This is a genomic window from Desulforamulus profundi, from assembly GCF_002607855.1.
Window position 1 is genome coordinate 1 of record NZ_AWQQ01000027.1, and the last position, 18401, is coordinate 18401.

Annotated in this window: 23 protein-coding genes, 1 tRNA gene and 1 pseudogene; 13 read left to right on the forward strand and 12 right to left on the reverse strand. The window is 47.6% G+C overall.

The window, feature by feature from the left end:
* On the reverse strand, positions 1-151 hold a 151-nt coding region (locus P378_RS03795; RefSeq protein ID WP_143338401.1), incomplete at its 3' end, for a transposase.
* A 110-nt stretch (positions 152-261) separates the two neighbouring features.
* Positions 262-338: transfer RNA gene (locus tag P378_RS03800), tRNA-Pro, on the reverse strand.
* Positions 339-516: 178 nt separating this feature from the next.
* On the opposite strand from P378_RS03800, the gene P378_RS03805 reads away from it, so the two are divergent.
* Together P378_RS03805 and P378_RS03810 are read left to right on the forward strand one after the other, a co-directional pair.
* Positions 517-777: a YgaP family membrane protein gene (locus P378_RS03805; RefSeq protein ID WP_099082332.1), complete on the forward strand. Its 261-nt coding sequence runs from the start codon at positions 517-519 to the stop codon at positions 775-777.
* 42 nt (positions 778-819) lie between these two features.
* On the forward strand, positions 820-1083 hold the full coding sequence (locus P378_RS03810) for a hypothetical protein (protein ID WP_238472842.1): 264 nt from the start codon (positions 820-822) through the stop codon (positions 1081-1083).
* A 201-nt stretch (positions 1084-1284) separates the two neighbouring features.
* Here the strand turns inward: P378_RS03810 and P378_RS20845 are convergent, their stop codons facing one another.
* From P378_RS20845 to P378_RS20855, 3 genes are all read right to left on the reverse strand, one after another.
* Positions 1285-1464 (reverse strand): hypothetical protein, encoded by a 180-nt coding sequence (locus P378_RS20845; protein ID WP_238472843.1) that lies wholly within the window; start codon positions 1462-1464, stop codon positions 1285-1287.
* Between the two features lie 74 nt (positions 1465-1538).
* Positions 1539-2660, reverse strand: coding sequence for a transglycosylase domain-containing protein (locus tag P378_RS20850; RefSeq protein WP_238472844.1), 1122 nt, complete (start codon positions 2658-2660; stop codon positions 1539-1541).
* Positions 2661-2698: 38 nt separating this feature from the next.
* Positions 2699-3271 (reverse strand): transglycosylase domain-containing protein, encoded by a 573-nt coding sequence (locus P378_RS20855; protein ID WP_238472845.1) that lies wholly within the window; start codon positions 3269-3271, stop codon positions 2699-2701.
* 388 nt (positions 3272-3659) lie between these two features.
* Here P378_RS20855 and P378_RS03820 point away from each other — a divergent pair, with 388 nt between their 5' ends.
* Positions 3660-4217, forward strand: a complete 558-nt coding sequence (locus P378_RS03820; RefSeq protein WP_238472870.1) for a superoxide dismutase — start codon at positions 3660-3662, stop codon at positions 4215-4217.
* A gap of 49 nt (positions 4218-4266) precedes the next feature.
* Here P378_RS03820 and P378_RS03825 read toward each other — a convergent pair whose 3' ends face one another.
* From P378_RS03825 to P378_RS03835, 3 genes are all read right to left on the reverse strand, one after another.
* Positions 4267-4977, reverse strand: a complete 711-nt coding sequence (locus P378_RS03825) for a cell wall hydrolase (protein WP_099082334.1) — start codon at positions 4975-4977, stop codon at positions 4267-4269.
* A gap of 162 nt (positions 4978-5139) precedes the next feature.
* Positions 5140-5976: a DnaD domain-containing protein gene (locus P378_RS03830; RefSeq protein WP_238472846.1), complete on the reverse strand. Its 837-nt coding sequence runs from the start codon at positions 5974-5976 to the stop codon at positions 5140-5142.
* A gap of 176 nt (positions 5977-6152) precedes the next feature.
* The gene (locus tag P378_RS03835) at positions 6153-7001 is read right to left on the reverse strand and encodes a histidinol-phosphatase (protein WP_099082335.1); all 849 of its coding nucleotides are present in this window, start codon (positions 6999-7001) and stop codon (positions 6153-6155) included.
* Positions 7002-7070: 69 nt separating this feature from the next.
* Here P378_RS03835 and P378_RS19370 point away from each other — a divergent pair, with 69 nt between their 5' ends.
* Positions 7071-7211: a hypothetical protein gene (locus P378_RS19370; RefSeq protein ID WP_180260974.1), complete on the forward strand. Its 141-nt coding sequence runs from the start codon at positions 7071-7073 to the stop codon at positions 7209-7211.
* Positions 7212-7269: 58 nt separating this feature from the next.
* On the opposite strand, the gene pstA is transcribed toward P378_RS19370, so the two are convergent.
* The 4 genes and pseudogenes from pstA to P378_RS03855 form a co-directional block, all read right to left on the reverse strand.
* Positions 7270-8118: a phosphate ABC transporter permease PstA gene (gene pstA / locus P378_RS03840; protein ID WP_099082336.1), complete on the reverse strand. Its 849-nt coding sequence runs from the start codon at positions 8116-8118 to the stop codon at positions 7270-7272.
* 2 nt (positions 8119-8120) lie between these two features.
* Positions 8121-8970, reverse strand: a pseudogene (gene pstC, locus P378_RS03845) (phosphate ABC transporter permease subunit PstC).
* Between the two features lie 99 nt (positions 8971-9069).
* Positions 9070-9933: a phosphate ABC transporter substrate-binding protein gene (locus tag P378_RS03850; protein WP_099082337.1), complete on the reverse strand. Its 864-nt coding sequence runs from the start codon at positions 9931-9933 to the stop codon at positions 9070-9072.
* 171 nt (positions 9934-10104) lie between these two features.
* Positions 10105-11829 (reverse strand): methyl-accepting chemotaxis protein, encoded by a 1725-nt coding sequence (locus P378_RS03855; RefSeq protein ID WP_099082388.1) that lies wholly within the window; start codon positions 11827-11829, stop codon positions 10105-10107.
* 260 nt (positions 11830-12089) lie between these two features.
* Here P378_RS03855 and P378_RS03860 point away from each other — a divergent pair, with 260 nt between their 5' ends.
* From P378_RS03860 to P378_RS03900, 9 genes are all read left to right on the forward strand, one after another.
* Positions 12090-12836 (forward strand): sensor histidine kinase, encoded by a 747-nt coding sequence (locus P378_RS03860; RefSeq protein ID WP_338013825.1) that lies wholly within the window; start codon positions 12090-12092, stop codon positions 12834-12836.
* Entirely contained in the window at positions 12812-13234 is a 423-nt protein-coding gene (locus P378_RS23385; protein WP_338013826.1) for a sensor histidine kinase, read from the forward strand. The genes P378_RS03860 and P378_RS23385 overlap by 25 nt, the downstream gene beginning before the upstream one ends.
* A 16-nt stretch (positions 13235-13250) precedes the next feature.
* Positions 13251-13907, forward strand: coding sequence for a response regulator (locus P378_RS03865; RefSeq protein WP_099082338.1), 657 nt, complete (start codon positions 13251-13253; stop codon positions 13905-13907).
* A gap of 393 nt (positions 13908-14300) precedes the next feature.
* Entirely contained in the window at positions 14301-14477 is a 177-nt protein-coding gene (locus P378_RS03875; RefSeq protein WP_099082340.1) for a Flp family type IVb pilin, read from the forward strand.
* Between the two features lie 180 nt (positions 14478-14657).
* Positions 14658-15062 carry an A24 family peptidase gene (locus P378_RS03880; RefSeq protein WP_238472847.1) on the forward strand — a complete coding sequence of 135 codons (405 nt, stop codon included), beginning with the start codon at positions 14658-14660 and terminating at the stop codon, positions 15060-15062.
* 17 nt (positions 15063-15079) lie between these two features.
* A complete protein-coding gene (locus P378_RS03885) occupies positions 15080-15481 on the forward strand; it encodes a TadE/TadG family type IV pilus assembly protein (RefSeq protein ID WP_238472848.1) in 402 nt (133 codons plus the stop codon).
* 11 nt (positions 15482-15492) lie between these two features.
* Positions 15493-16434, forward strand: a complete 942-nt coding sequence (locus P378_RS03890; protein WP_099082342.1) for a pilus assembly protein TadG-related protein — start codon at positions 15493-15495, stop codon at positions 16432-16434.
* A gap of 14 nt (positions 16435-16448) precedes the next feature.
* Positions 16449-17153, forward strand: a complete 705-nt coding sequence (gene cpaB / locus P378_RS03895) for a Flp pilus assembly protein CpaB (RefSeq protein ID WP_099082343.1) — start codon at positions 16449-16451, stop codon at positions 17151-17153.
* Positions 17154-17170: 17 nt separating this feature from the next.
* Positions 17171-18400, forward strand: a complete 1230-nt coding sequence (locus P378_RS03900) for a CpaE/TadZ family protein (protein ID WP_099082344.1) — start codon at positions 17171-17173, stop codon at positions 18398-18400.
* Position 18401: the final 1 nt, after the last annotated feature.

Sequence of the window (18401 nt, forward strand, 5' to 3'; positions counted from 1 at the left end):
CTGCCAGAGATCTTATTGCCTCTTTTTTCCATTTAAGCAATTGATTTGGATGAATCCCATACTCTGAAGCAATCTGGGATATGGTTTTCTCTTCCTTGAGAATTTCCAGTACAACCTTGGCTTTGAACTCCCCAGAATATGATTTTCTCACGGCAACGATCCACCTTAAATAAAGCTGTTTTTTTGTCTAGTTTTCTTTATCCATTATAACCCGCGAGTGCTTGATTTCAAGCATTCGCGGGTTTCTTGATTTAAAGCAAATGGTCGGGATGACAGGACTTGAACCTGCGGCCTCACGGTCCCGAACCGTGCGCTCTACCAAACTGAGCTACATCCCGAAAACGTTATTTACGGTAACAGAATATATTATGACGGATTGTTTTCCTTTTGTCAAGGATGTTTTCCGATAGGATGTTTTCTGTTAAAGGCATTGGTAAAAGAAGGACTCCGACCGTATAAGCAGCCCCCAATTGCAAAATAATAAGTTCAAGCATTTACCCTGGGGAGGGATGATTTATGGAAAAAAATGTTGGTACTGCGGATCGAATTTTGCGGGTTACCTTTGGTATCAGCTTTCTTGCCCTGGGGGTATTAAGAATTTTTGGATCCTTTTGGTCTGTTTTTTTTAGTTTGCTGGGTATTGAGGTACTGGTGGTGGCTGCCCTGGGTTACAGTCCTCTTTACCATGTTTTAGGTGTCTCAAGCCTTGAGCCGCGTCTTACTGTGGAGGAGGAGGTGGACAATTGGACGACCGGGGGGCCGGATTTGGAGAAGTAGTGGACACGTTTGCAAGTATTTTGGGAAATAATTTAAAGGGGGGTGAAGAACATCGTCAATACAAGCAATCCGGCAGAATTAAAAAACTGTATCCAAAACGCGCAAAACTGCATGATGGATATGGGAAGAATGATTGATAAGCTTCCCGCCAATGCGCCTGAAAAACAGCAGCTTGCTCAATTGTGCCAAAAACAGGCATTTTGCTGGAAGAAGCCCGGCAAAGATGCCTGCAGGTCTTGTAAATCACCGGTTCCGACTGGTTTTCTTCTTAGGAAGTCAGTCTTAGGAGCTAACCACTACCCTTAGCCTGAGCGGTATTAAGGAGGAAAACCATCTTGTTAAAGTGCTGTGTCTGTTGTAAAGAAGATGTTGAATCAAAGATGGTCCTTGATGAGGAAATGGATAACAGTTACTGCGAGAATTGTTACCTTACTGAATACTCAAAGGAATAGCACAGCAAAAACAACAGGCCCCTGGAGGCCTGTTGTTTTTGTTTATGGCCCGGCGTCATCGCTTTTCCTGCAGCCAGGGCCACTGAGGGCGGTAAGGGTTGTCATCCGGTGGCGGTGAAGCGGGATTGTAGATTAGATCCCGGGGACCTTCTCCGGAATCCGCAGGTTTCTTCCACCAGAAATCCCCAAAACAGGGGATCCTGGGTTCGGTGCCCTGGATGAAGTAGGCGGACATGGTGCGGCTGGATAGGGCCGAGGCCTTGAGACCGTCCGTGGTACATACTTGTTCCTGAACAACCCCATCGGGGACTACAAAGTCTGTAGCCTTGGTCCCCTTAAGGCTTCTTCCATAAATTGTCCCCAGATGGGAGCCGCAATGTCCCCCCCTGTCAGGCCAACCCGTTTCTTCTTATCATCATATCCCACGTATACGGATGCCACTAAATCCGGGGAATAGCCGACAAACCAGGCATTGGTATAGTCTTCGGTGGTACCGGTTTTCCCGGCCACCGGCCTTGACACCATCCAGGACAACTGGGCGGCTGTGCCGCCCGGTTGTACGGCGGCCTTCAGCATATCCGTAACGATATATACCACCTTTTCATCAATGACCTTCGCCAGTTGGGGCCGGTGTTCCTCCAGTACGCCACCGGCGCTGTCGGTGACTTTTATAATATACAAGGGTTTGGTGCGAATTCCCTGGTTGGCCAGCGGTCCAAAACCAACCGCCATTTCCAGGGGAGTTACTTCCGAGGTCCCCAATGCCAGAGAAAGATAGGGCCTTAAGGGGCTTTCGATGCCCATGGCCCTGGCATACCTTATGATGGCGCCAGGGCCTATGGCGTCTGCCAAACGGACGGAAATGACGTTATCAGAGACGGCCAGGGCCTGTTTCAGGATGAAGGGTCGGTAGTGGTACCCAACCTTATGGTCCTTTGGCGTATAGGGCTCGGCCCCTTGCTGCCGGTAGGTAACCGGTTCGCAAAAAATCGTGCTGGCAGCGGTATAGCCGGAATCAATGGCTGCGGTATAAAGAAAGGGCTTAAAGGCAGAACCCGGCTGTGTTTTGGCCAGGGTACGGTTGTACTGCGACCTCTGCCAGTTCCTGCCCCCTACCATAGCCTTAATGTAGCCGTTTTTGGGGTCAACGGCCACCAGTGCCCCGTTAATTTCCGGATTTACCTTTGCCAAACCTTGCTCCAGAGCATTTTCAGCGCTCTTCTGCATGTACAGGTCCAACGTCGTCTGAATGGTTAACCCGCTGGAATATAACATCTCCATGCCGTTGGGATATTTGTTTTTAAAATACTTGATAATCTCCGCCACAAAATAGGGCGCCTGTTGAAAGGCCTCGGTCCTGGCCTGGGGTTCAATATGTTCAGCCAGGGCCTCTTCCTGCTCCGCAGCGGAAATCATGCCCAGCTGCACCATACGTCCCAATACGAGTTTTTGCCGTTCCTTCGCCCCTTTCAGGTTGGTGGTGGGGGCATAATAACTGGGCGCCTGGGTAAACCCGCCAGTAGGGCGCTTTCACCCAGGGTCAATTCTTTGGCGGACTTATCGAAATAGGTCCGTGCCGCGGCTTCCACACCATAGGCGCCCTGGCCGAAATAAACACGGTTGAGATACATGTTTAAAATTTCTTTTTTTGTATAGGTCCGCTCCAGTTGAATGGTATAGTAGAGTTCCTTTACTTTCCTGCCCAGTGTTCGTTCCGGACCCAAGTATAAATTTTTGGCCAATTGCTGGGTAATGGTGCTGCCCCCCTGTACGATACCGCCGCTGCGCAGGTTTTGATAGGCTGCCCGGGCCAAACCTCTAAAATCAATGCCCCGGTGTTGATAAAACCTCTCATCTTCGATGGCCACGATGGCCAGCTGCATAGATAGGGCGATTTGATCCAATTCCACCGGCACAGTATTCACCTGGGAGACCGTAGTGATTAACCTGTTGTTTGCATCAACAATTTTGGAAGGCATAGGGATATCCGGAGGCTGCATTTGATCCACGGCGGCACAACCGGAAATGCAGTTGAATATCATAATGAAACTCATGATGAAAAAAATTTATTGACCCGGTTCAATCTTTTCCTCCACTGTTTCAGTTCGTTGTTGTGATCCTAACTATTATTTCACTCAAACAGTTCCTTATGCTTGTCAAAGGTGGAACCAAAATGTGCTAGAAGAATATTATGTTACAATACAAAGTTTAGGATGGTGATTTTATGCCAAGCACGTCATCAGGCCGGGTGATACGATAAAAGCCATCGTAAAGAAATATAACGTCAGTTTCAGCAATCTTTCCATTACCAACACGCATCTGGAAAACCTGGATCGTCTTAACCCAGGAGATGTTATCTATATTCCCGATCCTTCGGATGGTACATTCAGCCTCATTGAAACTCGTCCCCTGAAGACCCAGCTCTTGTCCATGATCGGTTTTTCACCCAGGCAAATTCAAGAGCATTATAAACTTTACCAGGGCTATATCAATAAAACCAATGAAATCAGGACAAAGTTACGCTCGTTGGAACATGGCGAGAGCAATTCTACCTACAGTGACCTGCGCTCTTTAAAAAATGCAGAGACCTATTCGGTGGGCAGCTACAAGCTGCATGAACTGTATTTTGAAAATCTCGGGGGCAAGGGAGGATCTGCCACCGGAGGGATGCTGGAGGCAATCGTGAGGGATTTTGGTTCCTACGAGTTTTGGGAAAAGGATTTTCGGGCAACGGGATTGGCCAGCCGCGGGTGGGTTATTCTGGGTCACGATTACGATGACGGCCACCTCCATAATTACGGGCAGGACAGTCCGGCACCGGTGGTTCGTCTTGAGCCCCTGCTGGTGATGGATGTACATGAACATGCCTATTTTCTTGACTATGGAACCAATTGCGCCAGCTATATGGATGCTTTTTTCAGAAACATTGATTGGCTGGTTGTCAACTCCCGATTAGCGAATCTAAAAAATAACCGGATAAATGATTGATAAAATAAATTAGGCTAACCTTTTTTACAAGGGTTAGCCTTTTGTGGTATTATACTTTGGTAGCAAATACATGGTTTCCGATTCGGGTAACGACGGGAAGGGTTTTTATCCATTTATCTGTAGCAACAACCGGATTGTAAAAGAATAACGCTCCACCGGTAGGGTCGCGTCCCATCAGGGCCTCCAGGGCAGCCTTCGTGGATTCCTCATCAGGCTTAAGGTTGATGGAGCCGTCCTGAACGGGTGAAAACTGATAGACCCGGTTGTTGTTTTCCAAAATGACATCGCGAATATTTTTAGGAAAATCCGAGCTTGCCAGGCGGTTGATAATCACTGCCCCCACAGCAACTTTTCCCTCAAAGGATTCTCCCCTTGCTTCAGCATGAATCAGTCTTGCCAGCAGCTCGATATCATCCCTGGAGACATCCCCCCGGGACAGTACCATGCCAAATGCGGAAACACTGGCAGCCGGAATAATTAACCTTTGATTTGGATAAATTACGGTACTTTTTAAATTATTGGCACGCATCAATTGACCGAGCGATACATTATAGTCTCTGCACACCTGGTAAAGGGTATCTCCCGGTCGGACCATGTAACTGACTTCCTGGCATGATCGGTCCGGATCAGACCCCTCATAATCTAAACCGCCCGCACCGTCGCTAGTCTCCCCCGCAGCTACCGTAGCACCAACGAATCCAGAGGTGACTGCTACCACAATCGCCAGTACAGTGGCGATTTTACGGTACTTCTTGTTCATCACTTCCTCCTTTCTTACCCATATGATAGTTTGTACAATTCTGTTAAGAATATACACAGTAACGATAAGAAAAATTGCCGGTTTCTAATTACTTGGGCTGTCCAAGGAAACAAAATGGGATTTTAAAAAGGAAAATAATAAAAATAACGCCCTTCGGCGTTATCAATTCACTAGCTGTACATCGATCTCATTAATGTTTTTTCTTTTGATCCGCTCTATTGGCAGATTCCGGACCGGTCTTCCGCTGAATTTGCTTGGCCCGGTTCTGCTCAAACCGGCGCTGGTAGCTTCCACTTCCTGAAGGGTCCTGACATTGTTTTTATGCCATTCCCTGAGGATGCTGCCGATATATTTAAAGTTATGTTTTCCCCTGATCACTGCCTGCCGTAATGCTTCTAAAATCAATTCCGTCTCTTGTTCTTCCAGCCAGCCGACAATTTGTTCGATCTCCATGGGAGAAAGCAACCGGCCAAACTCATTTTCAAAGGTATGGCACAGGTCTTGTTCCTGGGAGGTCAAAACAATTCCAGGTTCTTCATTTTTACGGCCTGCATTGCCGGCAGAAGAATTTAATCTCTCGGCGATGCTGTCCAATTCCCTTTTTTGATTCAGGGCCCAGACTTCCGAAATTTCAAATACCAATGGTTCAAAATCATACCCTTGTTTGACAGAGCCGTCATCGGTAAAATAATTTGTGATGCCGATGACGCTTTTATCAAGCAGGCTTTTAATCTGTCTTTCTATTTTTGCCGGTTCCGCAGCCAGGCAGCCGGCCAGTGTTTCTATGCCGGGCATCAGCTGGTGTTCTTCATGGCGAAGTCTCAACAACTGAATAATCAGCATCATTTCGGAATCTGTGATGCCCACGTCACGGTAATATTTTAGGAACAAATTTGGTATGCTTGTCATGCCGCCCGTAAAGATGGCGGAACCAAAATATACGGTCATGTTGGTAGCATCAAATTCTTTTTTTAAAGCGCGACCATTTTTCTGCAACATGCCCCAACCCCCTCCCAATTCCTTTCCTTATTTTATGGTAAGGTTGGCAGCCTTGTCCATATCTGTTTGTCGACAAAGTTGCAGGAAAAGCTCTCTGTCATACACGAATTTGCAGGATGGTTTGGTTTTACTCCCATTAGCCTTAATTCGAGAATTTCTAACAAAATATGATTTACTTATCGTATGGCCGTAGGGACTCTTTGATGGAAACCATGCAAAGACAAGCCGTGTTCATAAAGCAGTTCCACTGCTTGCAGCAAACCCTGGCCCAGTTCGGATACGCTGTGGGCATCGGAGCCCACGGTAAATATCTTGACGCCACATTCCCTGGCCAACTTCAATAGTCTTACGGAAGGAAAAAAGTCCTGACCCTTTCGTTTCCTGGATGTATTGATCTCTAAGCCCATTCCCTGCCGGGCCATTTGCCTTAAAATCCTTTCCCCGTGCTCCAACTCCACCTCGTTAATTTCCTCTCCCAGGTAGCCAAGACCATATCTTTTATATATATCCAGGTGACCTACACAGTCGAAAAAACCTGTGCCTACGGCTTCTGCCATGATTTTATAATAATCCTGACAGACCTGTTTGGCGGTGCGACCCTGGAAGTAAGCAGGGCTTTCTTTTCTTGACGAGATGGCAATGTGGTCCAGGCAATGCACGGATCCCAGCACGTAATCCCAGGGATAGTCAGTAACCAGTTTTTCAATCACCGGTTCCAGCCCGAGGCCATATCCTACCTCCACCCCGGCCCTTACCGTCAAACCCGCTGGTTTAAAAACACCTTTGGCCTTTTCAATCTCACTCAGATAATGATCAACCCAGGACCACTGATCCATAGGGAGCAACCGGCCGTTCAAGCGTACCAACCAGTCGATGTGCTTACGCAGCGGGTCGCACTCAAAGTGGGTGGTAAAACATATTTCCTGTAGCCCCAACTCCACTGCCCTTTGGCAGTAGTGATGAATGGACCAAGGCTCGGCATCCATAGAATAACCGGGGTGAACATGATAATCTGCTAAATACAAAGGTCCCTCTCCTTCAGAATAGGATTATTGCTATCGGAAATTATATAATAAAAACGGGGAGTGTATACCATGGCACCGGAGGGTTTATTGGAGCAAATTAAATCTTTGCCGCCTGAAGACCAAAGATTTCTGGTTAACCATCTGTTGGACCATTTGTTTCTGGAAGATGAAGATCATGACCGGGGTCTTTATAACCTGGATATCTTTTAATATTACATCCTATAGGGTTAAAATGTAAAAACAGTGCCCCGACAGAGGTACTGCTTTTTTACGCTGCCAGATTGGAACTCATTTTACGCATAATTCGGTTGGCAATGGTATTGATAATAAAAATAAGGATGATTAGTACCGCCGCTGTGGCATAGGCCTTTTCCATGGAAATGCCTTCCATGGCCAAAATATACAGGTGTACCGACATGCTGCGGGCCGGGTCCATCACCGACGTAGGAATATTAAGGGAACTGCCGGCTGTCAGGATCACTGCTGCGGTTTCTCCCACAACCCGGCCGATGCTTAAAATAACACCTGTCACGATACCGGGTAAAGCGCTGGGCAGTACGATCTTCCAAACGGTTTGCCATTTGGTTGCCCCCAGGGCCATACTTCCTTCCCGGTAGCTTAAAGGCACACTTTTAATGGCTTCCTCACTGGTCCGCACAATGGTAGGCAAAACCATAAAGGCCAGGGTTAACCCCCCTGAAAGCAAAGACCAGGAGAAACCCATAAACAGTACCAGAAAGGCAAAACCAAACAGGCCAAAAATGATGGAAGGAATACCGGCCAGAGTCTCGGTGGCAAACCGGATGGTTTTTACCAGGGGGCCCTTTTGGGTATATTCCGTCAGCTGTATGGCGGCCATAATGCCAATGGGGGTGGCTATGGCCAGCGAAAGTAAGATGAGATAAACGGTACTGACGATGGTAGGAAAAATACCGCCTTCCTTGCCCATAAAACGGGGTTCGTCGGTTAAAAAGGTCCAATTGACGTGCACCAGACCTTGTTCAAGAATGTGAAAGACAATGGCCAGCATTGCCCCCAGGGTCACCAGTACCGAAGCCCATAAAAATCCCCGGGCAATCTTTTCTTCCAAATATACGGCGGATCTGACTCTTTCCATCTCTATTCACCTACCCTTTTAGGCACCAGAGTGACCATAAAGTTTAAGATCATAATAATAACAAACAAAACAATCCCTGTGGCAAATAAGGCCTGTGAGTGCTCTCCGGCTGCATAACCCATTTCAATGGCGATATTGCCGGTAAGGGTCCGAATGGGGTCGAGGATGCTTTCGGGCAGGGTGGCCACGTTGCCCACCACCATAATAACGGCCATGGTCTCCCCAATGGCCCTCCCCATCCCTAATACGATGGCTGTCAATATGCCGGAGCGGGCGCTGGGCACAATCACCTTTTTAATGGTTTGCCAGTGGGTGGCACCCAGGGCCAGGGAGCCTTCTTTATACTCCCTTGGCACGGCGCGAATGGCGTCTTCGGATATATTCACAACAGTGGGTAGGATCATGATTGCCAGGACAACCGAGCCGCCCAGAATGCTGAAACCCCTACCACCAAATAGTTCTCGAATTAATGGCACCAGAATGACCAGTCCGTAAAACCCGTAGACCACCGAAGGGATACCCGCCAGCAGTTCAATTGCCGGTCGAATAATTCTTGTCACTTGCTTCGGGGCAATTTCTGCCAAAAAATGGCACAGCCCACACTGAGAGGAACCCCGATGACAAGCGCTCCCAACGTCACCAAAAGGAACCAGCAATCATCGGCAGTAAACCAAATTGCTTATCCAGGGGATGCCAATCACTGCTGGTAATAAAATGAGCAATCCCGTATTTCTGCATAACGGGCAAACCGCCGGCAAAAATGAAATAGGTGATCAAAGCCACCACCAGAACAGCAACCACGGCACTGATTAACAATAATTTTTCAATGATACTTTCATGAATTTTTTTCATGCCCTTTAACCCCTCACAAAAACAGGGACAGAGGGTTGCCGAAAAACAACCCTCTTCCCATTCATTTTGTCCTGCTGAGTCTTGAAACCTGTCCTTAAATTACTTCACAGGGACGAAGTGAGCTTCTTTAACAATCTTCTGGCCTTCTTCGCCCATTACGAAGTCGATGTAAGCCTTGGTAACTTCATTCATTTCACCTTTGGTCAGGTACAGGAAGGGACGGGAGATTTTAAAGGAACCGCTCTTCACGTTGTCGATGGTAGCTTCAGCACCGTCAACTTTTACAGCTTTTACTTCTTCGCTCAGAGCACCGATGGATACATAACCAACAGCATTTTCGTCACCGGCAACGGTGGTACGCACAGCACCGGTGGAAGGCTGGGTCAGAGCTTTGTCGGTGAACTTGGTATCTTTACCTAATACCAGTTCTTCAAAAGCACCACGGGTGCCGGAACCTTCTTCACGGTTTACAACGCCAATGGCAGCATCTTTACCGCCTACTTCTTTCCAGTTGGTAATCTTGCCTGAGAAGATACCCTTTACTTGCTCCATGGTTAATTCAGCAACCTGGTTCTTGGAGTTAACGACAACAGCGATACCGTCAAGGGCTATCTTGGTTTCAGTGAGACCCAGACCTTTTTCTTCTTCTTTCAGATCGCGGGAAGTAGCGCCGATTTGAGCAGCACCTTCGTTAGCAGCCTTTACGCCGGCGGAAGAACCTCCACCTTGTACGTTAACAGTTACGCCGGGGTTCTTTGTCATGAAAGCTTTGGCTAATTCTTCAGACAGGGGCTGTACCGAAGTAGAACCGGCAACGGTAATGGAACCGGACAGGCCCTGAGTTTTTTGTTCGCCATCAGTCTTGGGGGCCTCTTCTTTCTTGGCGCCACAACCGGCAAAGGCAACAGCGGCGGCCAGGATAAGGGCAAATACCAGCATTAATTTTTTGGTGTTCTTAAACATGATATTCCTCCTTATTTTATATCTTTTTAAAGTAAGCTTTTATAAATATAGGAACCCTTTAAAATTTACTGAGTCCCGCTTTTCTCCTCTTGTCCCCACCTCCCTATTGTATTTTATCTGTCTTTTGTTAATAAACAAGTTGTTTCCAGTAAACAATCCGTTAAACAGATGTTAAGTTTCTATTAAGGTGGGCTTGCGCCAGGCAACCCGGCTTTTGCAACCATCTTCATCGTTCGTCCCATCTGCCTGACCGGCTGAAAGGCTGCTTTCCTCTGCCTGGGGAAGCTGCCACAACAAGTCCTGTTCAGGACCTTCATCCAGGGTAAAGCTCTCCAACCTTCTCCGTAATGATTCTGACAATTGATCCAGTGTTTTGGCGGTGTTGCTAATTTGACGCGCTGTGGCCGTTTCATCATCTGTGCCGGCATCATTGATGTCACCGGCCAGTTCTCTGATCAGTTCCTCTACGGTGGAAGTTCCCCGGCTGATTTGTTCGGCGCCATTGTGTATACGGGTAATTTGTTGTCCTGTTAAATCAATGGTCTCATAAATACGACGCAATGCTTCCTCGGCACTCAAGGTGGCCGTTAAACCTTCTTCGGCGATCTTCTTGCTTAGATCAACCTTGTCTAAAACCTCGGAACTTTCCCGGGCAATGGCTGCAATAATTTGCTCCACATCTTTGGTGGTGGCTGCCGTTTCCTCTGCCAGGCGCCTGACTTCCGTTGCAACCACGGCAAACCCCCTGCCGTGTTCACCGGCTCTGGCCGCCTCAATGGACGCGTTTAAAGCCAGCAGGTGAGTATCCTTGGAAATTTTACGGATTAAATCCAGCAGTTGGCTGATCTCTTGAATACGTTGGCCTAAATTGCCAATGGCCATGACCTCTTCTGAAATCACCCGGTGGTTCTGGTTGATAACCTGGACAAGCTTTTTCACCGCCTCGGTCCCTTCCTCCGCAGAGTCCATCATGTCCCGGCTGGAAACCTGCGTCTCCTTCACAACTTCCGTGATTTGCTGAACAGAAGAAGACATCACCCGGACAGCCTGATCGGTCTTTTCTACGGCATGAAGCTGCTGCTGGGCAACATTAGTCATTCCCCGGCTGCTCTCCAGCAATACAGAGGAGGTTTGATTTAATTCCGATAGTAAAGAGGAAAAATCAGAAAGCATGGCGTTAAAGGAGGTTCCCAATTGGTTAAACTCCGGACCTGTGCCGGTTTCCTTCACTCTCACCGTTAAATCCCCGCTGCGGGCTTGTTCCATGGTTGCCATCATTTGGTTCAACGGTTGAATAAATTTACGCGTACCAAAAACACAAACCGCGGTTGCAAAGATAAAGGCGGCCAAACCTACCAAAAAGGCGGTGGTTTGCATCCTTTTTACCAGGGTCAGATAATCCTCTTCAGCCACCCCGGCTACAAAAAACCATGGTCGCCCGGCAATTGGCTCCAGGACAACGGTGCACCGGGTACCCCCCAGACCGGCAGAGTAGGTGCCCCCTCCGGAATTTTTCTTAATCAATGAGACCAGTTCCGCATTACTGGGCTTAATGGGTTGTCCCTGTTTCGCAGGAACAACTACCTTCCCTTCTGTATCTACAACATCTACATACGCTCGATAGTTGAGAACCTTATAAGAGTTTCGCTGTTTAGTCAGATAGTAGTCCGTCTTGTTGGCTATCTCCCTTTTATCCATACTGTGCAGCATAATAGAAATTTTATCGGCATTATCCGCTGCGGTAATTTTTATTCTGTTGACCATCAACTCACTGACCGTTGATTTCGCTTCCTCAAAGATGGTGACTCCCATGCCGATATTGATTAGAATGATAATCATAGCAAAGGTTAAGACCAACTTCGACTGTAACGTCCAGTTTTTTACAGATTTCATCATCTTTAACAAAAGCTTTTTCCTCCCCGGTAACACCGTTATTTACTAATTAAAGCTTAATATGGTGGATTTATGGGAATATAAAGGTAACGTTAAATTTCTCTAACAAGAAGTAAAACTATCGTTAGGACTAAAGGAACCAAAAAATGGGATAAATTTCCCACTGCAATTTCTACCAAATATTGTTTAATTAAGGAGGATAATGAATTTTTTCCACGAATACGGATGATAGGTTTAATTAACTACGAATGGCAGGTCTGGTTATGGATATTGACATTAAAGCGTTGGACAACATCATTAAAGAGACCGTTTTAATGATAGAAAAGAGCAAGGAACAGATTTATCAAATTGCCGAGTCCGCCCGCTTGGAATGCCAGAGGGTGAAAGAAGATATTAGTGAGATAAAGGTTCAAGTGGCAATAATTATTGATCAAGTGAATCAACTGGAGCTGTCCGAACGGAAAGCCCGGATTCGGTTAATGGAAGTAAGCAAGGACTTTCGTCGTTTTTCCGAGGAGGATATTAAAGAAGCCTACGAGAATGCCCAGACTATTCAACTAAAATTGGTCATGCTCAGGGAAGAAGAAAAAACCCTGCGTTTTAAGCGTGACCACCTGGAACTTTCCTTAAAAAGAATGAAGGATACCGCAAATAAAGCTGAGAAACTGGTGTCTCAGGTGGGCGTGGCCATGCAGTTCCTCAGCCACGATTTGTCCGGGTTAAGCGAAAAGCTGGGGAACTTGCACGAAATGCAGCAGCTGGGGATCTCCATTATCCGGGCCCAGGAGGAAGAACGAAAACGGGTGGCCCGGGAGATTCACGACGGTCCGGCCCAGTCCATGGCCAATATCGTCATGAGGGCAGAGTTTTGCTTAAAGCTTCTGGAGATGAACCCAAGCCTGGTCGGCGGGGAACTTGTTTCCCTGCAGCAATTGGTTCGTCAGAGCCTGCAGGATGTGCGTAAATTATCTTTGACCTGCGTCCCATGGTACTGGATGACCTGGGATTAGTCCCCGCCGTCAAACGGTACCTGGAAGACTACAGAGCACAAAACGATATTTGTGTAGAATTTATTTTTCTTGGTAAAGAACGGAGGTTTGACACTTCTCTGGAAGTGGCATCCTTTAGAATTATCCAGGAAGTTCTGACAAATATTAAAAAACATGCTAAAGCTCGACATGTTATCATAAAAATGGAGCTGATACCATCCCGCATTAACGTATATATAAAGGATAACGGTTGTGGTTTCAATTTGGAGACCACAAAACCCAGAAGTGACGGCAGCGGCTACGGACTGATGGGAATAAAGGAGAGAGTTCAACTTCTCAAGGGAGGTTTGGCAGTCTATTCAGCTCCCGGAAAAGGAACGGAGATAAGCTTTTGGCTGCCACTGGACGACCAATCTTAATCGGGGAGGCGCTGTTATGAACCAGTCAATTCATTTATTAATTGCCGATGACCATGCCCTGATCAGGGAAGGCTTGCGAAAAATACTGTCCATAGAACCTCGAATTCATGTTGTAGGAGAAGTTGCCGATGGACAGCAAGCCGTGGAATTTTGCACTCATAATGTAGTGGATATTGTATTGATGGACATCAACATGCCTGTTATGAACGGCATTGAAGCCTGCCGGAGAATTAAAGAACTGAGGCCAAACATCGTTATTATTGCCCTTACCATTCATGACCAAGATGAGTATTTGTTTGAGTTAATAAAACATGGTATATCCGGCTACGTGTTGAAGGATGTGGACCCCAACCAGCTTATTCAGACCATCCTCGGGGCCGCCCGGGGCGATTCCTTTATCCCTCCCGCCCTGACCGCCCGTGTACTGGCCGAGTTCAGCCGCCTTACCTCCGGAGACCATCACGACAGGAAACACCAGTCACTGACCGACCGGGAGATTGAGGTTCTCAGGCAATTGGCCAGGGGCCAGAGCAACAAGGCAATTGCAAAAATCTTGTATATAAGTGAGAAAACTGTGAAAAACCACCTGACCAATATATTTAACAAGATCGGAGTAGAAGACCGAACCCAGGCCGCGCTGTACGCCATCAGAGAAAAACTTGTGGACCTTTAAACACCCTGAGCGTTGCTCCAGGGTGTTTTTTGGGACTTTCAGCCCAATATGGCATGACTTTAAGGAACTTTGGAAGGTGACTACGGGTTACCATAAAATGGGTCTATTGAATCATGTAAGATTCGGTAGAAACTGTTAATCTATAGACACAGAAGCAATACGGCAACTCCACTGGGAGAGAGGTGGTGGCTAAAACTGGATCGAATAATGCACTTGTGGTCTGAGGAATGCGCCCAGGGAATGGCTGAGTATGGTCTGATTTTGGCACTTGTGGTTTTATTTATTCTAGCTTCTTTTCAGCTTATGGTAAGAGCAATTCCTTCGGGTATTGAGCCGGTAGCCAACAATCTATCATCAGACAATTCAAATTAAATTGAAAGGGGATTTAAAACAATGAAAGAAATGATGATGAATCTTTTAAAAGGAGAAAGTGGTCAAGGTATGGCTGAATATGGTCTTATTCTCGCTTTAATAGCTGTAGTTTGTGTAGCGGCTCTGACTGCATTAGGTGGCGGTCTAAGAGACAAATTTACCGCCGTAAATGGCAGCCTCACGCCTGCTCAACAATAATATAACTAATATTGCACAATAAGTGCTGCGACCCTACTTAGTAACTAAGTAGGGTCGCCTGCTAATAAGGGGCTGATGGCAAATGTTACCTGATCTGGTATTAGTCCTGGTGGTCGGTATTTCCCTTTACACCGACCTGCGATATAAAAAATATATAATATCGTACTGTTCCCGGCTTTTATGTTGGCTCTGTTATACAGTCTAACCAGCGGTGGTCTGACGGGGCTTCTTTTCAGCATCAAGGGGGCAACCCTTGGACTTGCACTTCTTTTAATTCCCTTTATGTTGGGAGGTATGGGAGCTGGTGACGTTAAAATGCTGGCTGTTATCGGTGCCTGGCAGGGTCCCCATTTTGTATGGCTCTGTTTTCTTTCTACTGCCATTGTGGGAGGAATTATTTCTTTGGTCCTTCTCTCAAAAAGCGGTCGCTTATGGCAAAGTTTAAAATACATTCTTTTTGCCTTTCTTCCCGGTACCCCAAAAGTAAATGCTTTTGGCACCCTTGCCACCGCCAAAGCCGGTGAGGCCTTTCCCTATGGTGTAGCCATAGCTGCTGGTACCCTGGCCACGTATTTTTTGAGGTGATGACATTGAGTGCGTTCTTGAGAAAAATTAGGCAAAGTGAAAAGGGCCAAACCTTGGTGGAGTTGTCTCTTATTTTACCGATAGTAATCATTCTCCTCATGGGTACCATTGAATTTGGTCGGATTTTCTTTACTTATTTAACAGTTACCCACGCTTCCCGAGAGGCTGCCCGGGCTACGGTGATTTATACGGGCAAAGATGATGCCTTTATTAAACAGAAGGTACAGGAATCCGCTTCCTGGTTAAACGCCGCCGACCTGGTTGTGGAGGTGACCCCCTCCTCTCCCGCCAGTCGGACCACCGGTGTTTCGCTGACTGTTTCAGTAAAATACCCGGTGCAGTTATATACCCCTGTACTGAGTGATATTATGACAAACCCCTTTACAGTACATGCTCAAACGACCATGCGTATTGAATGAGGTGACCCGGTATGAAAGTTTACAGAATTATAAAAAGGCTAATGAATGAGGAGCGGGGACTGGCGGTGGTTCTGGTTTCTCTCGCCATGACCGCTCTGATCGGCGCAGTTGCACTGGTAACGGACTTTGGTCTAGTGGCCTTAAACAAAAACCGTCTGGCCAATGCTGCAGATGCGGCGGCATTAGCCGGAGTACAGGAATTACCCGAGTATCCTGCCAATGCCGAATCTGTAGCCCGTAACTATGCACTTCAGAATGGACTAAACGATCAACAGGTGGTCATAAAACTGGTCCCGAATCTGCCAACCTCCCAGTTCGTGGGGGTACAGGTAACCGCCAGTAAGACCGTAGATTACATCATGGCTAAGGCCCTGGGTTTTACTTCTGTTGATTTACAGGCCAAAGCCACTGCCCGGGTGATGCCGATCACTTCGGTCTACGGCGCGGCCCCCCTCTTTATTCCGGATACCCAGCCTTTAGTATTTGGCCAGCAATACACTTTAAGGTCAAAGGACTCCGATTTCGGGCCGGGTAACTTCGGCGCTCTGGATTTTCCCGATAGTTCAGGTGCTAAAGATTTTCAATACTACCTGGCGAATGGTTATGATGGAATCATTAAGGTAAGTTACGAAATTGATACTTTAACCGGTGTTAAAAAACAAAAAACCATTGACGGAATTACAGCACGTATTTCTAAGTGTGAACACGGCTGCACTTACGATAACTTTCAACCCGACTGCCCCAGAGTAATAAAATTACCGGTGGTTCACTACGATAAGCTGAATGGGCACAAACCTGTAACAGTGGTTGGTTTTGCGGCATTTTTAGTGGATGATGTGCGGGACTCCGGTTCCATTGACATCACCGGGCGTTTTGTAAAGACCCTCGCCGAAGGTGAAGGAAGCCTTGAACAGACAGACTACGGATTACGAACTGCAAAACTGGTTGAATAACAGGAGGAAATAAAATGCGCAGTAAACTGATTCTCATTCTTGCCATTGTATTTGGACTGGCAGCTGCCTTTGGCGTTTATCAATACCTGGACAATTTGAAAAAATCCTACCGTTCTTCCGGTAACTTTAAGCAGGTGGTGGTTCCCAAGCAAATGATCGGACCCAGGACCATGGTTACCGAACAAATGGTTAAGGTTAAAGATATTCCGGTGGAACTGATCCAGCCCGGCACCGCTATGGAGCTCAATGAGGTGGTCGGTAAAATATCCCGTAGCGAACTGTTTGCTGAAGAACCTATTTTACTAAGCCGCCTCCATAAAGACAATGACCTCAGCGGTGGCCTGGCCCTTACCATTCCCCATGGCCAGCGAGCCCTGACAGTTGCCGTGGATGATATCAGCGGGGTGGCCGGCTTGCTGCGGCCCGGGGACCATGTGGATGTGCTGGTTACCTTTGATCATGAGGCGGAAAAGGCCACCCTCACTTCTTTGATTATGCAAAATATCACCATACTGGCCGTTGGGCAATCGTTGGACGGCGCTCAAAAGGGTGACAAAAAGGTGAATACCCAAACCGTTACCCTGGCTGTCAAACCGGATCAGGCCCCTCCCCTTACCCTGGCTTCTGAAAACGGGACGATTCGACTTATGCTGCGCTCACCCAAGGACGAAGGCACCGTAAGCCTGCCCTCCGCCCGTATGCAAAATCTGGTTCGTTAGTTAAGGAGGTTGTCGCCATGCCGGAAATCAATGTTTTGGTGGTGGATGATATCGCCAATACCCGGGAAGATGTAAAACGCCTGCTCTATTTTGAAGACGATATCACCGTCATCGGCGAAGCCGCCGACGGTGAGGAAGCCATCGCCATGGCCGCCAGCCTGAAGCCGGACATTATTCTCATGGATATCAACATGCCCAAAATGGACGGCATTCAGGCAACCGAAACCATTGCCAACAGTTCCCCGGAATGTTCCATCATTATCGTCTCCATTCAAGGAGAGCAGGAATACCTGCGCCGGGCCATGGCTGCGGGCGCCAGGGAATACCTGGTAAAACCCTTCAGCAGCAACGAATTGGCCGACATCATCCGCCGGGTATACGAGGCCAACAAAAAACGGCTGGGTCTCATGGGACTGCAGAGCCAGGCCAGTCCCCGGATAAAAATTCAAAAGGGTAAAATCATCACCCTGTTTTGTTCCAAGGGAGGTGTGGGTAAAACCGTCCTGGCCTCCAACCTGGCCATTGCTCTGGCCCAGACCACCAAGAAAAAAGTGGTCCTGGTGGATTTGGACCTGCAGGGCGGCGATATCGGTGTTATGCTCAATATCACGGTGAAGGGCACAATTGCCGAATTGGCCCAGGAAAGCGATGCCCTGGACATCGGCCTGGTGGACAGCTACCTGCTGCCTCACCTGTCCGGGGCGAAAATTTTGCCGGCGCCCTTGAGCCCGGAACAGGCCGAGTTAATTACTCTGCAGCGGGTTGAAGAACTGCTGCAGGTATTACAGCAAAACTTTGACTACGTTGTCATAGACACTTCTCCCCTGTATAACGACATCAACCTGGCCGCGCTGGATGCCGCCAATCAGATCTTGGTGCTGCTCAGTCAGGACTTACCCTGTGTGAAACACGTAAAAACCACGATGGATATCCTCAGCACCCTGGGCTATAACGAAAAAATAAAACTGGTGATTAACAGTGCCGGCCTGGAAGGCGGCATTAAAATTACCGACCTGGAAAAATCCTTCCACCAGGCTGCTTACGCAGTCATTCCCTACGAAGAAAAGGTTGTCCGCAGTTCCATTAACAAAGGCCTGCCGGCGGTCATGACCCAGTCCAGCAGCAAAATTGGCGAAGCCATCATGGATCTGGCCTATAAAATTGCGGGCGTCAAACCGGAAAACATGGATAGCAAAGAGGCCGAGGAACCCAAGCGTTCCATTATTGGCCGGTTATTTAGCTTCTAGG

Excerpts from the sequence above, each read along its gene's own strand:
- P378_RS03805 (WP_099082332.1), top strand. The coding sequence starts at position 517 with ATGGAAAAAAATGTTGGTACTGCGGATCGAATTTTGCGGGTTACCTTT.
- P378_RS20845 (WP_238472843.1), bottom strand. The coding sequence starts at position 1,464 with ATGTCCGCCTACTTCATCCAGGGCACCGAACCCAGGATCCCCTGTTTT.
- P378_RS20850 (WP_238472844.1), bottom strand. The coding sequence starts at position 2,660 with ATGGTGCAGCTGGGCATGATTTCCGCTGCGGAGCAGGAAGAGGCCCTG.
- P378_RS20855 (WP_238472845.1), bottom strand. The coding sequence starts at position 3,271 with ATGATATTCAACTGCATTTCCGGTTGTGCCGCCGTGGATCAAATGCAG.
- P378_RS03820 (WP_238472870.1), top strand. The coding sequence starts at position 3,660 with ATGATCGGTTTTTCACCCAGGCAAATTCAAGAGCATTATAAACTTTAC.
- P378_RS03825 (WP_099082334.1), bottom strand. The coding sequence starts at position 4,977 with ATGAACAAGAAGTACCGTAAAATCGCCACTGTACTGGCGATTGTGGTA.
- P378_RS03830 (WP_238472846.1), bottom strand. The coding sequence starts at position 5,976 with ATGTTGCAGAAAAATGGTCGCGCTTTAAAAAAAGAATTTGATGCTACC.
- P378_RS19370 (WP_180260974.1), top strand. The coding sequence starts at position 7,071 with ATGGCACCGGAGGGTTTATTGGAGCAAATTAAATCTTTGCCGCCTGAA.
- pstA (WP_099082336.1), bottom strand. The coding sequence starts at position 8,118 with ATGGAAAGAGTCAGATCCGCCGTATATTTGGAAGAAAAGATTGCCCGG.
- P378_RS03850 (WP_099082337.1), bottom strand. The coding sequence starts at position 9,933 with ATGTTTAAGAACACCAAAAAATTAATGCTGGTATTTGCCCTTATCCTG.
- P378_RS03855 (WP_099082388.1), bottom strand. The coding sequence starts at position 11,829 with ATGATGAAATCTGTAAAAAACTGGACGTTACAGTCGAAGTTGGTCTTA.
- P378_RS03860 (WP_338013825.1), top strand. The coding sequence starts at position 12,090 with ATGGATATTGACATTAAAGCGTTGGACAACATCATTAAAGAGACCGTT.
- P378_RS23385 (WP_338013826.1), top strand. The coding sequence starts at position 12,812 with ATGGTACTGGATGACCTGGGATTAGTCCCCGCCGTCAAACGGTACCTG.
- P378_RS03865 (WP_099082338.1), top strand. The coding sequence starts at position 13,251 with ATGAACCAGTCAATTCATTTATTAATTGCCGATGACCATGCCCTGATC.
- P378_RS03875 (WP_099082340.1), top strand. The coding sequence starts at position 14,301 with ATGAAAGAAATGATGATGAATCTTTTAAAAGGAGAAAGTGGTCAAGGT.
- P378_RS03880 (WP_238472847.1), top strand. The coding sequence starts at position 14,658 with ATGTTGGCTCTGTTATACAGTCTAACCAGCGGTGGTCTGACGGGGCTT.
- P378_RS03890 (WP_099082342.1), top strand. The coding sequence starts at position 15,493 with ATGAAAGTTTACAGAATTATAAAAAGGCTAATGAATGAGGAGCGGGGA.
- cpaB (WP_099082343.1), top strand. The coding sequence starts at position 16,449 with ATGCGCAGTAAACTGATTCTCATTCTTGCCATTGTATTTGGACTGGCA.
- P378_RS03900 (WP_099082344.1), top strand. The coding sequence starts at position 17,171 with ATGCCGGAAATCAATGTTTTGGTGGTGGATGATATCGCCAATACCCGG.